Here is a 13,459-nt window from a genome sequence, read left to right as displayed (position 1 = left end):
GGCCAAGGGCGGCGCGGCCAGCGGTGTCTCGGGCTGCGGCGGCACGGCCAAGGGCCGCGCGGTCAGGGGCGGTGCGGGGGGCACCGGCGCGGCCTGCGGCGGGGGCGGAGGCGGCGGCTGGCTGGGGCCGGGCGGGGCCGAGACGTCGGGCGGCTCCAGCGGGGCCGGGGCGCCGCCCGGCACCTCCGGCGCGCCCACCGGCGCCTGCGGCTGCGGCAGGGCCGGCCCGGCCTCGCCCGCCGCCGATTCGAACACCACCGGCACCCCCTCCCCCTCGGCGGGGCGGGGCAGCGGCTCCGGCGTGTGCGACCACAGCAGCCAGGTGGCCAGCGCGGCGTGCAGCAGCAGCGAGGCCGCCAGCCCCGGCCCCAGCCGCAGGCGCGGCCGCCCGGGCCGCCCGCCGGAGGGCGGGGCGGTGACGCCTGTCAGGCTCGTGCTCATGCGTGGCTCGGGGGCGGGAAAGGCGGCAAGGGCAAAGGCGATCCTGTCTGCCGCGCCGGGCCATGGCGCGGGGCACCCGACCCTAGAGCAGATCGCCCCCGCCCGGAACGCCCGATGCCGGGACGAGCCGCAGCCGCAACGCTCGCGCGGGGCAGCCGGACGGATGGCTTTACGGCCGTAACGTTCCGGGCCTAGCTAGGGCCATTCCCCTGCATGGAACGCCCGATGCCTGAACTGCCCGCGGTCGACACCCTCCATCTCCGCAACCCCGCCGCCCTGTTGCTGGGCCAGGTCTCGCGGGAGCTCTCGCCGGAGGATGGCATGTTCCACGGCAATGCCGAGCACTACCTGAGCTGCGGGGCATCGGCCTACAACGTCATCTCCGCCGCCCTGGACCTGTCGGGCGTCCGGCCGCGGTCCATGCTGGATTTCGGCGCGGGCGCCGGGCGGGTGACGCGCTGGCTGCGGGCGGGCCATCCGCAGGCCGCCATCGCCACCACGGATATCCGCCCCCGGGACATCGCCTTCTGCCAGGCCGCCTTCGGCACCCGCTCCTGGCTCTCCGGCATCGACATCGACCGGCTGTCCGCGCCAGAGACCTACGACCTCATCTGGGTCGGGTCGGTCATCACGCACCTGTCCGAGGAGAACTCGCTCCGCCTGATGCGGAAGCTGTTCTCCTGGCTCAATCCGCTCGGCCTCCTCGTGGTCAGCCTGCATGGCCGCTTCGTGCAACACCGGGCGGCGCAATTCGACCATTACGGCGTGGGCGCCGGGCGCTGGGCCGACATCGAGCGGGACTACGCGGCGCGCGGCTTCGGCTATGCGGACTATCCCGGCCAGGAGGGGTACGGCATCTCGCTGTGCTCGCCCGCCTGGATGGCCGCGGCGGCCGAGCGGGTCGCGGGCGCCAGGGTCGTCCTCTTCAGCGAGCGCGCCTGGGACGGCCACCATGACGTGGTGGCGCTGCAGAACCGGCCGGTGACGGGACAGTCCGGCTGATGCCCCGCGGCCGGGCGGCGGCGGCGGCCCCGCCCGGCCGATTTCCGGATGAGGCTGTGGCCAGCCCCGCCGGCCGGTGTCTATGCTGCCTCTCTGCAACGCAGGGGCGCGCCGATGCAGCCGCCCCGCAGATGGGAGAACAATCAAGAATGACGCGACGCCCCCTGCTGGCGGCGCTGCTGGGCCTGTGTGCCCTGTCCGCGCCGCTGTCCCGCCTCTCCGCCCAGACCGCCGACCGCCCCTTCCCCGACCGCGCCATCAGCCTGGCCACCGGCTACGCCCCCGGCGGCTCCACCGACATCGCCGCCCGGCTGCTGGCCGAGCGGCTCGGCGTGCACCTGGCCGGCCCCGGCGGCGAGCCGGCGCGGGTGGTGGTGGAGACCCGCCCCGGCGCCGCCGGCGTCGTCGCCAGCGAGTGGCTGCGCCGCCAGCCGGCGGATGGCCACACCATCATGCTGGTCGAATCCGGCTCGCACGGCATCGCCCCCTCCGCCCTGGTGGGCGGCACGCGCTACGACCCGGTGAAGGACTACACCCAGCTCGCCGTGCTCGGCACCGGGCCGCTGGTGATCATCGCCAGCCCGGACTTCCCGCCGCGCGACGCGAAGTCGCTGCTCGCCGCCCTGCGCGAGGCGCCGCCCGAGAGCATCACCTACGCCTCCTCCGGCGTGGCGACGCCCAACCACCTGGCCTCGGAGATGCTGGCGCTGACGCTCGGCGCGCGCTTCGTGCACGTGCCCTACCGCAGCGGCGGGCAGCAGGTGCAGGCCATCCACCAGGGCCAGGGGCAGTGGGGGGTGGCGGTGCTGGCCTCGGCGGCCGGGCAGATCCGCGGCGGGCTGGTGCGCCCGATGGCGCTGACCGCACCCGAGCGCTTCCCCACCTTCCCCGAGATCCCGACCCTGGCCGAGAGCGGCCTGCCCGGCTTCGACCTGCAGACCTGGAACGTCATCCTCGGCCCGCCGGACATGCCGCCTGCCGTGGTGGCGCGGCTGAACAAGGCGATCAACGCGGCGCTGGGCGAGGAGGCCTTCCGCAACCGGCTGATCGAGACCGGCGTGGCCCCCTGGCGCCAGGCCAACAGCCCGGCCGACGCCCGCGCCTTCCTGGAGCGCGAGGTCGCCAAGTTCAAGGACGTGGTGCAGCGCACGGGGGTGAAGCTGGAGCAGTAGGGCGGCGGGGCGGGCGGCGGCGCCACACGCCGCTTCCGCCCATGGCCCCGGATGCTCTAAACCCCGGCCATGACCGTCCTCGCCATTCGTGACCTGACCATCCGCATCGCCGGCCGCCCGCTGCTGGAGAATGCCGAGCTGATGGTGGACCCCGGCCGCAAGGTCGGGCTGGTGGGGCGCAACGGCGCGGGCAAGTCCACGCTGCTGCGCGCCATCACCGGCCAGTTGCAGCCCGATGGCGGCGAGATCCGCCTCTCCGCCCGCGCCCGCATGACGCATGTGGCGCAGGAGGCGCCGGGCGGCAGCCAGGACCTGCTGGAGACGGTGCTCGCCGCCGACACCGAGCGCGCCGCCCTGCTCGCCGCGCTGGAGACGGAGAGCGATGGCGCGCGGCTGGCCGAGATCCACGAGCGGCTGATCGCCATCCGCGCCGACAGCGCCCCCTCCCGCGCCGCCATCGTGCTCTCCGGCCTCGGCTTCGACGCGGCGGCGCAGGCGCGCCCCGTGGGCGAGTTCTCGGGCGGCTGGCGGATGCGCGTGGCGCTGGCCCAGGCGCTGTTCCTGGAACCCGACATCCTGCTGCTCGACGAGCCGACCAACCACCTCGACCTCGAGGCCACCATCTGGCTGGAGGGGTGGCTGGCGCGCTTCCCCGGCGCCGCCATCGTCGTCAGCCACGACCGCGGGCTGCTGCAGCGCTGCGTCGATTCCATCGCCCATCTCGACCGGCAGAAGATCACCCTCTACCCGGGCGGCTTCGACAACTTCGTGCGCATCCGCACCGAGCGCGCCGCGCAGCTCGCGGCCCAGGCCGAGAAGGTGGCGGCGCAGCGCGCGCACATGCAGTCCTTCGTGGACCGCTTCCGCGCCAAGGCCACCAAGGCCCGGCAGGCGCAGTCCCGCCTGAAGGCGCTCGAAAAACTGCCCGAGATCGAGACGGTGGTGGAGGACGCCCCCACCCGCTTCGCCTTCCCCGAGCCTTCCGAGCTGGCGCCGCCGATCCTCGGCCTCTCCCGCGTTGCCATTGGCTATGACGGGCGGCCGATCCTGCGCGAGCTGAACCTGCGGCTGGACCAGGAGGACCGCGTGGCCCTCCTCGGCGCCAACGGCAACGGCAAGTCCACGCTCGCCAAGCTGCTGGCCGGGCGCCTCGCGCCGCTCGCGGGCGAGGTGCAGCGCGACCGGCGCCTGAAGGTCGGCTACTTCGCGCAGCACCAGGCGGAGGAGCTGGACCTCGCCGGCACCCCCCTCTCCCACATGCAGGAGGCGCTGGGGCCGAAGGCCACCGAGACGCAGTGCCGCGGCCAGCTCGCCCGCTTCGGGCTGGACGAGGAGCGCGCCACGACCAAGATCGGCGCCCTCTCCGGCGGCGAGAAGGCGCGGCTGCTGCTGGCGCTGTGCACGCGCGACGCCCCCCACCTGCTGATCCTCGACGAGCCGACCAACCACCTCGACATCGACGCGCGCGACGCGCTGGTGAAGGCGCTGGCCGGCTTCGGCGGCGCCGTGGTGCTGATCACCCACGACCCGGACATGGTGACGCTGGCGGCCGACCGCCTCTGGCTGGTGGCCGATGGCAAGGTGACGCCCTTCGAGGGCGACCTCGACGATTACCGCGCCCACCTGGCCGAGCGCGCCCGCGCCGCCCGCGCCGCCGCCGGCGGGGGCGCCGCCGATGCCGGCGCCACCCGGCGCGACGAGCGGCGCGAGCGGGCCGAGAACCGCCAGGCCCTCGCCCCCCTGCGCCAGCGCGTGGCGAAGGTGGAGGCCGAGATGGCGAAGCTCCAGAAGGAGGCCGCGCTGCTGGAGCGCAAGCTCGGCGACCCGGACACCTATGCCCGCTTCAAGGCGGAGGACATCGCCTGGGCCACCCAGCGCCAGGGCGCCATCGCCAAGCAGGTGGCGGCGCTGGAGGAGGAGTGGCTCGAACTGCAGGAGAAGCTGGAGGCCGCCTGAAGGCGACCTCCGCCCCGCCGCCCTACCGGCCGCGCTGGTTCTCGATGGTGTTGTGGGTGGTCCGCTCCGGCGCGGCGTCGGTCGCCCCCGGCCGCCGGCGCTCGATGTCGCCGGGGCTCTGGCCCTTCGGCCCGCCATGGGCGTGGCCGCGGCTGCCATGCGGCGCGTCGTCGGTGGGCCGGCCGAGCTGCGCCGCGGCGTCGGGGTCGAGCGACAGGCGCTGCGCCATCTCCGCCTCGTCCACGCAGGCATCGGCCGCCTGCGCGGCGGGCATGGAGAGCCGCACGACGCCGCCCTCCAGCCCGGCCACCGTGCTGCGCGGCAGGTAGCGGTGCCGCCCGCCCGCCGTGGGGTCGTTGCGGGCGAGCTTGATGTAGTCGCCTTCCACCCGGTCCACCACGCCGAAGGCCTGGCCGTCGCTGCCCACCACGGGCATGTGGTCCTGCACCTCGCCCTGCTCGATCTTCGCTGCGTTGACCATCCGGATTCTCCCTGTTGCCGCGGCCATGGCGGCGCTTCGGATCGAAGGTCCCGCCCGTGCAGCACACTCTCGCGCAGGCGGGTCTGCGCCGGGCCGCGGATCAGGAAGGAAACGGCGCCCCCCCGCGCCGGTTCCGGCAAGGGCCCCCGCCACCGCCCCTCTTTCACAGCCCTTTTCCACGGAGCAGCGCATGACCCCGCCTCCCGGCCCCGACCGGCTTCACCGCGCGGAGGCCGCCCTGGTGCTGGCCCTGGCGGGCGTGTTCCTGCTGCTGGGGGCGCTGTTCCTGGCCGCGCCCGGCGTGGGGGCGGCGCTGTTCGGCCTCCCCGCCCCGGGCGCCGAGGCGCTGGCCTGGGTGCGCACCGTGGCGCTGCGCGACCTGGCGCTCGGCCTCTACCTCGCCGGGCTGTGGTGGCTGGGCAGCCGGCGGGGGCTGGGGGTGGTGCTGGCCGCCACGGTGGTCATCCCCCTGGGCGACATGCTGATGGTGTTCCTCTGGCATGGCGGCGCCACGCCGTGGCTGCTGCCGCACGCGGCCAGCGCCCTCGCCACCGCCGGGCTGGGGGGCTGGCTGCTGCGCCGGCCGCGAGGGCGGCCTCCCGGCCCGGAAAAGGTGGAGAATTCTTCACATGAAAGGCGGTTCACCCGGCGGTGAAGCCTTGCCTATGGTGGCCGCCGAGAACGAGAACCGCAGGGAAACGTCGCCGGGACATGCCCGCCCACCTCCGCGCAGGCCCGCATGGCTGAGGCACAGCACGCCTTCCGCAGCGCCGTCAGGGCGCGCGGGCGCGCGCCCGTGCGCCGCTGGACCCTGCGCGGCACCGGCCGTTCCTCCGAGGGTGCCCGACAACCCGCGTGACACCGCGCGCGCCTGAACCCGGCGCCGCGCCCACCCCTGCCTCCCCTCGACCTCACCGCAGCGACCGCGCGGCCGCCCCGCCCTGCGTCCCGGCTTCACGTGCCGGGCCCTGGCGGGCGCGTGGCCGCCTGCGCGCCGCCCACCGGGAATGACTGTCCATGCTGGAGAATCTGGCGCTCGGCTTCGATGTCGCGCTGTCCTTCCAGAACCTGTTCTTCGCCTTCCTCGGCGCGCTCATCGGCACCGCCATCGGCGTGCTGCCGGGGCTCGGCCCCACCGCCACCATCTCCCTGCTGCTGCCGCTGACCTTCGGGCAGGAGCCGGTGACGGCCATCATCATGCTCGCCGGCATCTACTACGGCGCGCAGTATGGCGGCTCCACCACGGCCATCCTGCTCAACCTGCCGGGCGAGATCTCGGGCGTCGTCACCGCCATCGAGGGCCACCAGATGGCCAAGCAGGGCCGCGCCGGCGCCGCGCTGGCGGCGGCGGCGATCGGCTCCTTCTTCGCCGGCACCGTCTCCACCGCCGTGGTGGCGGCGGCGGGGCCGGCGCTCACCTCGGTGGCGCTCTCCTTCGGGCCGCCGGAATACTTCGCGCTGATGGCGCTCGGCCTCGTCGTCTCCTGCGTGCTGGCGCAGGGCAGCGTCTTCAAGGCGGTGGCCATGGTGGTGCTGGGCGTCATGCTCGGCCTCGTCGGCACCGACATCCAGACCGGCCAGCAGCGCTTCACCTTCGGCGTGCCGGAGCTGGCGGACGGCATCAACTTCGTGGCGCTGGCCATGGGGCTGTTCGGCGTCTCCGAGATCATCCTGAACCTGATCAACCCGGAGAACCGCGAGGGCACGGTGGCCAAGCGCGGCCGGCTGTGGCTGACGAAGGAGGAGTGGCGCTACGCCGCGCCCGCCAGCGTGCGCGGCACGCTGCTCGGCACCATCCTCGGCATCCTGCCCGGCGGCGGCGCCTCCATCTCCTCCTTCGGCTCCTACATGCTGGAGCGCAAGATCACCCGCCGGCCGGAGCGCTTCGGCAAGGGCGCCATCGAGGGGCTGGCGGGGCCGGAGAGCGCCAACAACGCCGGCGCGCAGAGCGCCTTCATCCCGCTCCTCACCCTCGGCATCCCGTCGAACTCGGTGATGGCGCTGATGGTGGGCGCGCTGATCATCCAGGGCATCCAGCCCGGGCCGCGCATGATCGAGGCGCAGCCGGAGCTGTTCTGGGGCCTCATCGCCTCGATGTGGGTGGGCAACCTGATGCTGCTCATCATCAACCTGCCCATGGTCGGGCTGTGGGTGCAGCTGCTGCGGGTGCCCTACAAGTTCATGTACCCGTCGATCCTGGTGTTCTGCTGCATCGGCGCCTACAGCCTGAACAACAGCGTGTTCGACATCTACGTGATGATCGCCGCCTCGGGGCTGGGCTACGTGCTGACGCGGCTGGGCTGCGAGACGGCGCCGCTGCTGCTGGGCTTCGTGCTGGGCCCGATGATGGAGGAGCATCTCCGCCGCGCCATGCTGCTCTCGCGCGGGGACTGGATGACCTTCGTCGAGCGGCCGATCAGCGCCTCGCTGCTGGCCGTGGCCGCCATCGCGCTGGCGCTGATGATCTCGCCCTCCATCCGCCGCAAGAAGGACCAGGCGCTGGCCGAGGAAGCCGCCTGAACGGGGCGCCGGGCCGGGGCGCGCCTCCGGCGCGGCGCCCCTTGGCGGCGGCGCCCGGCCATGGGATTGAGCGGACAACGCCAAAGCCCCATGGGAGAGGGAACCGCCGCCATGCAACGCCGCACCTTGCTGCTTTCGGGGCTGCACTCGGGCCTCGCCGCCACCGGCCTCGTCGGCACCGGCCTCGCCCGGCCGGGGCTGGCCCGCGCCCAGGCCGCCACGCCGCTGCGCATCATCGTCCCCGCCCCGCCCGGCGGCCCCACCGACATCCTGGCCCGTGCCCTGGCCGAGCGCGCCCAGCCGGCGCTCGGCCGCCCCGTGGTGGTGGACAACCGCGCCGGCGCCGGCGGCATCATCGGCACCGAGGCGGCGGCGCGCAGCGCGCCGGATGGCGACACCATCGTGCTCGGCCACAACCAGACCCATGCCAGCAACCAGGCGATGATGGCCCGCCTGCCCTACCATGTGTCCGAGAGCTTCGCCCCCGTGGCCAAGCTGGCCACCGTGCACCACGCGCTGGTGGTGCCGGCCAACTCCCCCTCCGCCAGCCTCGCCGCGCTGATCGCGCGCGGGAAGCAGGGGCGGCTGACCTACGCCTCCTCGCAGGCCGGCTCGGCCAGCCATGTCATCGCCGAGACTCTGGTGCGGCGGGAGAAGCTGGACGCCACCCACGTGCCCTACCGCGGCGCCGCGCCGGCCGCGACCGACACGGTGGCCGGCATCGTCGATTTCTACATCGCCACCTTCCCCTCCGTCGCCGGGCTGGTGCGGGACGGGCGGCTGCGCGCGCTGGAGATCGGCGCCCCCGCCCGGCTGGCGGACTTCCCCGACGTGCCGACGGCGGCCGAGGCCGGCGCGCCCTACCTGGCGGTGGATGCCTGGTTCGGCCTGTTCGCGCCCGCCGGCACGCCGGACGCCGCCATCCAGCGCATCGCCCGCGCCATGCTGGACGCGCTGGGCGAGGCGGAGGTGGAGGCGCGGCTGATGGCCGCCGGCTTCACGCTCGACCCGCTGCTGCCCGCCCCCTTCGGCGCGTTCCAGCGCCAGGAGATCGCCCGCTGGGCGGAGATGGTGAAGCTCACCGGCGTGACGATGGAGGGCTGAGGCGCCCCAGGGACGGAAGCCAGGGGCGCAGCCGGGGGCGCGCCCCGCCCCGCTCCAGCCTCCCTTTGCCGTCATGCGCGCAATGCGGCCATGGGCGGTGGCGATCCGCGCCACCCCCTGCTATACGGCCAGCCGCAGAAACCGCCGGCCCCCGCTTCGGCGGCGAGAGGGATTCTGGATCATGGCGCGACGCCGGCAGCTCTATGAAGGCAAGGCGAAGGTCCTGTTCGAGGGGCCGGAGCCCGGCACCCTGGTGCAGTACTTCAAGGATGACGCGACGGCCGGCAACGGCGCCAAGAAGGGCGTCATCACCGGCAAGGGCGTGCTGAACAACCGCATCAGCGAATACCTGATGACGCGGCTGGCCGAGATCGGCGTGCCGACGCACTTCATCCGCCGCCTGAACATGCGCGAGCAGCTGATCCGCGAGGTGGAGATCATCCCGCTCGAGGTGGTGGTGCGCAACGTCGCCGCCGGCAGCCTGGCCAAGCGCCTCGGCCTCCAGGAAGGCACCCGCCTGCCGCGCTCCATCGTCGAGTACTACTACAAGAACGACGGGCTGCAGGACCCGATGGTCTCCGAGGAGCACATCACCTGCTTCGGCTGGGCCTCCACCCAGGATCTCGACGACATCGTGGCGCTGACGCTGCGGGTGAACGACTTCCTCTGCGGCCTGTTCCTCGGCGTCGGCATCGTGCTGGTGGACTTCAAGCTGGAGTTCGGCCGGCTCTACGAGAATGACGAGATGCGCATCGTCCTGGCTGACGAGATCAGCCCGGACAATTGCCGCCTGTGGGACGCCAACACCGGCGAGAAGATGGACAAGGACCGCTTCCGCCGCGACCTGGGCAAGGTCGAGGAAGGCTACCAGGAGGTGGCGCGCCGCCTCGGCATCCTGCCCGAGGCCGGGCTGCGCGACCTCAAGGGCCCTGAGGTGATGCAGTGACCCCCTCCGCAGCGGAGCAGACCATGAAGCTGATCGTCACCGTCATGCCCAAGAACGGCGTGCTGGACCCGCAGGGCAAGGCCATCGGGCACGCGCTCGGCACGCTGGGCTTCGAGGGCGTGGGCGAGGTCCGCACCGGCAAGGTGATCGAGCTGGAGCTGGCGGGCAGCGACCCCGCCGCCGCGAAGGCTCAGGCCGAGGAGATGGCCCGCAAGCTGCTGGCCAACACCGTCATCGAGAGCTTCAAGGTGGAGCTGGCCTGAGGGCCGGCCCCGCCCGGCGGCCGGAGTAAGGCACGGATGGTCAAGGCCTCCCTCTTCCTGATGGCCCTGCTCACCGTGCTGATCGGCATGGGGCTGCGCTGGCGGCAGGACCGGCTCAACCCGGTCCGTGCCGAGGGCCGCGCCGAGAGTCGCGCCCGCGCCCGCCGCCCCGGCCTGCTCGCCCGCGGCAAGGCCCGGCTCGATCTCTGGATCACCGCCGCCGCCATCGCCTCCGTCGCCACCATCCTGCTGATGGGCGGCCTGCACTGGATCCGGGTCTGGCTGCAATGAGCCGCGCCCGCGCCCTTCTCCCACCTTCGCGCGCCGAGGCCGTCACGCCATGAACGCCGTCATCCTCCTCTTCCCCGGCACCAACCGCGAACGCGACATGGCCATCGCGCTGCACAAGGCCACGGGGCGCAAGCCCGCCATCCTGTTCCACCAGGAGACCAGCCTGCCCGCCGGCACCGACCTAGTGGTGCTGCCCGGCGGCTTCTCCCATGGCGACTACCTGCGCTGCGGCGCCATGGCGGCGCGCTCGCCCATCATGCCGGCGGTGCGGGACTTCGCGCAGAAGGGCGGCCATGTGCTGGGCGTCTGCAACGGCTTCCAGATCCTCACCGAGGCCGGGCTGCTGCCGGGCGCGCTGCTGCGCAACGCCTCGCTGCGCTTCCTCTCGATGGACTGCCACCTGCGCGTCGAGACCACCCGCAGCCCCTTCACCGCGCGCTGGCAGAAGGGCGAGACCTTCCGCGCGCCCATGGCGCATGGCGACGGCAACTACTTCTGCGATGACGAGACCCTGGCGCGCCTGCAGGCCGAGGACCGCGTCGCCTTCCGCTACGCCACCGCGCAGGGCGAGGCCACGGCCGAGGCCAACCGCAACGGCGCGCGCGACAACATCGCCGGCATCCTCAGCGAGAACCGCCGCATCCTCGGCATGATGCCGCATCCGGAGGATCTGGTGGACCCGCTGATGGGCGGCACCGACGGCCTGCCGCTGTTCGAGAGCATCGCCGAGGCCCTGGCCACCGCCTGAGCCGGGCGCGGCGGGCGCGCCCCGCCGCCCTCAATCCTCGCCGTCCTCGTCCTCTCCGGGCGCCCCCGCCACCTCGAAGGCGGCCACCACATGCGCCAGGTTCACCGTGGCGCGGGGCCGGCCGGTGCGGGCCAGCAGCACCGGCTCCGGCACCGCCACCCCTTCCGCCTCCGCCGCCAGCAGCATCTCCACGTCGAGCAGCACCTGCCCGCCGGGCGAGAGGTGCACCGCCTCGATCCGGCTGATCAGCATGGTCTGCCCGGTGGATAGCAGCAGGCCGAACTTCCACTCGTCGGCCAGCATGCGGCCGGCGAACCATGCCGGCATCACCTCGCCAAGACGCAGGTCGTCGGGCCCGTCGATGGTTGTCCAGCTCTCGTCCATGCACAACCTTAACTTGTGCTTTATGGCGGAACAATGCCCCCATCTTGGGCATTCCAAGACATTTTCGCAGCTTCCCGCCCCAATCCGCGTTGTCCACGCATCGCCACTGACCAAGGACACGCCTCATGGGCCAGAAGACCCTGCCAGAGCTTTCCGAGCGCATGCGCCAGATCGACATCGCCATGCTCGCCACCCACACCGAGGGCGGCGCCATTGCCAGCCGCCCCATGAGCAACAATGGCGACGTCGCGTATGACGGCCACTCCCACTACTTCTCCTATGGCGATGCCCGCACCGTCAGCGACATCGAGGGCAATCCGAAGGTCACCCTCTCCTTCCAGGGGCCGAAGCGCTTCGCCGTCGCCGTCGAGGGCAAGGCCACGCTGATCCGCGACAAGGCCGCCTTCCGCGAGCACTGGACGCCCGAGCTGGACAAGTGGTTCGAGCAGGGCATCGACACGCCCGGCATCGTGCTGATCCGGGTGGATGCCGAGCGCGTCCACTACTGGGACGGCACCGAGCAGGGCGAGCTGACCCCCTGAGCCGCGCCCTCTGAGCGCATCCGGGCGGCGCCCAGCGGCGCCGCCACCCCCGCCCCTGCGCGGGCGGCCCCTCGGCCTCTCCCCCCTTCCTGACCGGAACCGCCCCATGAGCAGCACGCCCCCCGCCTCCCGCCGAGACCTCGTGCGCGGCCTCGCCGCCGGAGGCTTGGCCGCCGGCAGCCCCGCCGCCGCCCTCGCCGCCGCCGGCCCGCCGGCCGCCAGCCAGCCGGAGGGCGCCGCCCCGGCCGGCCAGCCCGCCCCCACGGGCGCGCCCGTCCTCGCCAACCCGCAGGACCGCTTCCCCAAGCCGCCCTTCCCGGCGCAGTCCCAGCCCTGGCCCGCCCTGCAATCGAAGATGGACCCGGTGCCGGATTGCGGCGAGGCCTCCTATCGCGGCTCCGGCCGTCTCGCCGGCCGCCGCGCCCTGATCACCGGCGGCGATTCCGGCATCGGCCGCGCCGCCGCCATCGCCTATGCGCGGGAGGGGGCGGATGTCGCCATCAACTACCTCGAGGCCGAGCAGCCGGACGCCGAGGATGTCGCCCGCCACATCCGCGAGGCCGGCCGCAAGGCCGTGCTGATCCCCGGCGACCTGCGCGACGAGGCCTTCTGCACCCGGCTGGTGGAGCAGGCGCGCGAGCAGCTCGGCGGGCTGGACATCCTGGTGAGCAACGCCGCCTACCAGCACGCGCAGCAGAAGCTGGCCGACATCAGCACCGAGCAGCTCGACCAGACGATGAAGACCAATGTCTACGCCATGTTCTGGCTGACCAAGGCGGCGCTGCCGCATTTGCCGCCGGGCGCCGCCATCATCGTCACCTCCTCGGTGAACGCCGACCGCCCCTCGCCCATGATCCTGGACTATGCATGCACCAAGGCCGCCAACGAGGCCTTCGTGAAGGCGCTGGCGAAGCAGGTGATCGGCCAGGGCATCCGCGTCAACGGCGTGGCGCCGGGGCCGTTCTGGACACCGCTGCAGGTCGGCGGCGGGCAGACGGAGGAAGGGCTGCGCAACTTCGGCACCACCGTGCCGATGGGCCGGCCCGGCCAGCCGGTGGAGCTCGCCTCCACCTATGTCGAGCTGGCGGCGGCCACCTCCAGCTACATCACCGGGCAGATCTACGGCCAGACCGGCGGCGTCGGCTGGCCCTGAGCCGGGGCTGACCGGAGGGGAGGGCCGCCCGGCCCTCCCCCGCCCGTCACGCCCGCCGGATGTGGCGGCGGCGCCTCAGCGGTTGCCGCGGCCGCGCTGCGCCGGGTTCACGCCGCCCTGCGCCGTGGTGTCGTTCAGCGTGTCGCCCTCATCCGTGTTCTCGCCCTGCAGCACTTCCGGGTCCGTGCCGCGCCCGAAGGTGCCCTTCGAGGCGCCGATCCCCGGGTTCCGCTCCAGGTCGCCGGGCGGCGGCGGCGTGTCCTGCATCAGCCCCTTCTCGCGCTCCTCGGCGCTGTGCTGACCCTTCGGGTGCTTGGAACTGGTCATGGCCGGTCTCCCTTCTGGTGCCGGGAAGCAACCGGGGCGGCGGCGGCGGGTTGCGGCGCCGCGCCCATCCGCCACGCCATCGGGCCGGCGGCCAGCGCCGCCACCACCGCCAGCGCGGCCAGCGCGCCG

At 73.5% G+C, this 13,459-nt stretch carries 15 protein-coding genes and 1 pseudogene; 12 read left to right on the top strand and 4 right to left on the bottom strand.

The window, feature by feature from the left end:
• A pseudogene (locus ACFOY6_RS22495) lies at nucleotides 1-441 on the bottom strand (hypothetical protein); the annotation flags it as partial.
• A 225-nt stretch (nucleotides 442-666) separates the two neighbouring features.
• On the opposite strand from ACFOY6_RS22495, the gene ACFOY6_RS22490 reads away from it, so the two are divergent.
• From ACFOY6_RS22490 to ACFOY6_RS22480, 3 genes are all read left to right on the top strand, one after another.
• Nucleotides 667-1,443, top strand: a complete 777-nt coding sequence (locus tag ACFOY6_RS22490) for a class I SAM-dependent methyltransferase (RefSeq protein WP_379652293.1) — start codon at nucleotides 667-669, stop codon at nucleotides 1,441-1,443.
• Between the two features lie 149 nt (nucleotides 1,444-1,592).
• Nucleotides 1,593-2,615 carry a Bug family tripartite tricarboxylate transporter substrate binding protein gene (locus ACFOY6_RS22485; protein ID WP_379652292.1) on the top strand — a complete coding sequence of 341 codons (1,023 nt, stop codon included), beginning with the start codon at nucleotides 1,593-1,595 and terminating at the stop codon, nucleotides 2,613-2,615.
• 69 nt (nucleotides 2,616-2,684) lie between these two features.
• Nucleotides 2,685-4,571 carry an ABC-F family ATP-binding cassette domain-containing protein gene (locus ACFOY6_RS22480; protein WP_379652291.1) on the top strand — a complete coding sequence of 629 codons (1,887 nt, stop codon included), beginning with the start codon at nucleotides 2,685-2,687 and terminating at the stop codon, nucleotides 4,569-4,571.
• Between the two features lie 22 nt (nucleotides 4,572-4,593).
• On the opposite strand, the gene ACFOY6_RS22475 is transcribed toward ACFOY6_RS22480, so the two are convergent.
• Nucleotides 4,594-5,052 carry a DUF2171 domain-containing protein gene (locus ACFOY6_RS22475; protein ID WP_109519028.1) on the bottom strand — a complete coding sequence of 153 codons (459 nt, stop codon included), beginning with the start codon at nucleotides 5,050-5,052 and terminating at the stop codon, nucleotides 4,594-4,596.
• Nucleotides 5,053-5,242: 190 nt separating this feature from the next.
• Here ACFOY6_RS22475 and ACFOY6_RS22470 point away from each other — a divergent pair, with 190 nt between their 5' ends.
• The 7 genes from ACFOY6_RS22470 to purQ all read left to right on the top strand — a co-directional run bounded on the left by ACFOY6_RS22470 (nucleotide 5,243) and on the right by purQ (nucleotide 10,924).
• Nucleotides 5,243-5,707, top strand: a complete 465-nt coding sequence (locus ACFOY6_RS22470) for a DUF4267 domain-containing protein (RefSeq protein ID WP_379652290.1) — start codon at nucleotides 5,243-5,245, stop codon at nucleotides 5,705-5,707.
• Nucleotides 5,708-6,069: 362 nt separating this feature from the next.
• Entirely contained in the window at nucleotides 6,070-7,572 is a 1,503-nt protein-coding gene (locus ACFOY6_RS22465) for a tripartite tricarboxylate transporter permease (protein WP_379631163.1), read from the top strand.
• 111 nt (nucleotides 7,573-7,683) lie between these two features.
• Nucleotides 7,684-8,676, top strand: coding sequence for a Bug family tripartite tricarboxylate transporter substrate binding protein (locus tag ACFOY6_RS22460; protein WP_379652289.1), 993 nt, complete (start codon nucleotides 7,684-7,686; stop codon nucleotides 8,674-8,676).
• A gap of 181 nt (nucleotides 8,677-8,857) precedes the next feature.
• Nucleotides 8,858-9,622, top strand: a complete 765-nt coding sequence (gene purC, locus ACFOY6_RS22455; RefSeq protein WP_109519032.1) for a phosphoribosylaminoimidazolesuccinocarboxamide synthase — start codon at nucleotides 8,858-8,860, stop codon at nucleotides 9,620-9,622.
• Nucleotides 9,623-9,645: 23 nt separating this feature from the next.
• Entirely contained in the window at nucleotides 9,646-9,885 is a 240-nt protein-coding gene (purS, locus tag ACFOY6_RS22450) for a phosphoribosylformylglycinamidine synthase subunit PurS (RefSeq protein WP_379635713.1), read from the top strand.
• 36 nt (nucleotides 9,886-9,921) lie between these two features.
• Nucleotides 9,922-10,176 (top strand): hypothetical protein, encoded by a 255-nt coding sequence (locus ACFOY6_RS22445; RefSeq protein ID WP_109519034.1) that lies wholly within the window; start codon nucleotides 9,922-9,924, stop codon nucleotides 10,174-10,176.
• Between the two features lie 49 nt (nucleotides 10,177-10,225).
• The gene (purQ, locus tag ACFOY6_RS22440; protein WP_379631167.1) at nucleotides 10,226-10,924 is read left to right on the top strand and encodes a phosphoribosylformylglycinamidine synthase subunit PurQ; all 699 of its coding nucleotides are present in this window, start codon (nucleotides 10,226-10,228) and stop codon (nucleotides 10,922-10,924) included.
• Between the two features lie 30 nt (nucleotides 10,925-10,954).
• Here the strand turns inward: purQ and ACFOY6_RS22435 are convergent, their stop codons facing one another.
• The gene (locus ACFOY6_RS22435; RefSeq protein WP_379631169.1) at nucleotides 10,955-11,308 is read right to left on the bottom strand and encodes a hypothetical protein; all 354 of its coding nucleotides are present in this window, start codon (nucleotides 11,306-11,308) and stop codon (nucleotides 10,955-10,957) included.
• Between the two features lie 125 nt (nucleotides 11,309-11,433).
• Between ACFOY6_RS22435 and ACFOY6_RS22430 the strand changes: the two genes are divergently transcribed.
• Both ACFOY6_RS22430 and ACFOY6_RS22425 read left to right on the top strand, forming a co-directional pair.
• On the top strand, nucleotides 11,434-11,850 hold the full coding sequence (locus ACFOY6_RS22430; RefSeq protein WP_109519037.1) for a pyridoxamine 5'-phosphate oxidase family protein: 417 nt from the start codon (nucleotides 11,434-11,436) through the stop codon (nucleotides 11,848-11,850).
• Between the two features lie 106 nt (nucleotides 11,851-11,956).
• Nucleotides 11,957-13,003, top strand: coding sequence for an SDR family oxidoreductase (locus ACFOY6_RS22425; RefSeq protein WP_379652288.1), 1,047 nt, complete (start codon nucleotides 11,957-11,959; stop codon nucleotides 13,001-13,003).
• 75 nt (nucleotides 13,004-13,078) lie between these two features.
• Here ACFOY6_RS22425 and ACFOY6_RS22420 read toward each other — a convergent pair whose 3' ends face one another.
• Nucleotides 13,079-13,330, bottom strand: coding sequence for a hypothetical protein (locus ACFOY6_RS22420; RefSeq protein ID WP_379631173.1), 252 nt, complete (start codon nucleotides 13,328-13,330; stop codon nucleotides 13,079-13,081).
• Between the last annotated feature and the right edge of the window lie 129 nt (nucleotides 13,331-13,459).

It is taken from the genome of Teichococcus aestuarii (assembly GCF_042651065.1).
Classification (GTDB): Bacteria; Pseudomonadota; Alphaproteobacteria; order Acetobacterales; family Acetobacteraceae; genus Pseudoroseomonas; species Pseudoroseomonas aestuarii.
This window is presented reverse-complemented; position numbering and strand designations above follow the sequence as displayed.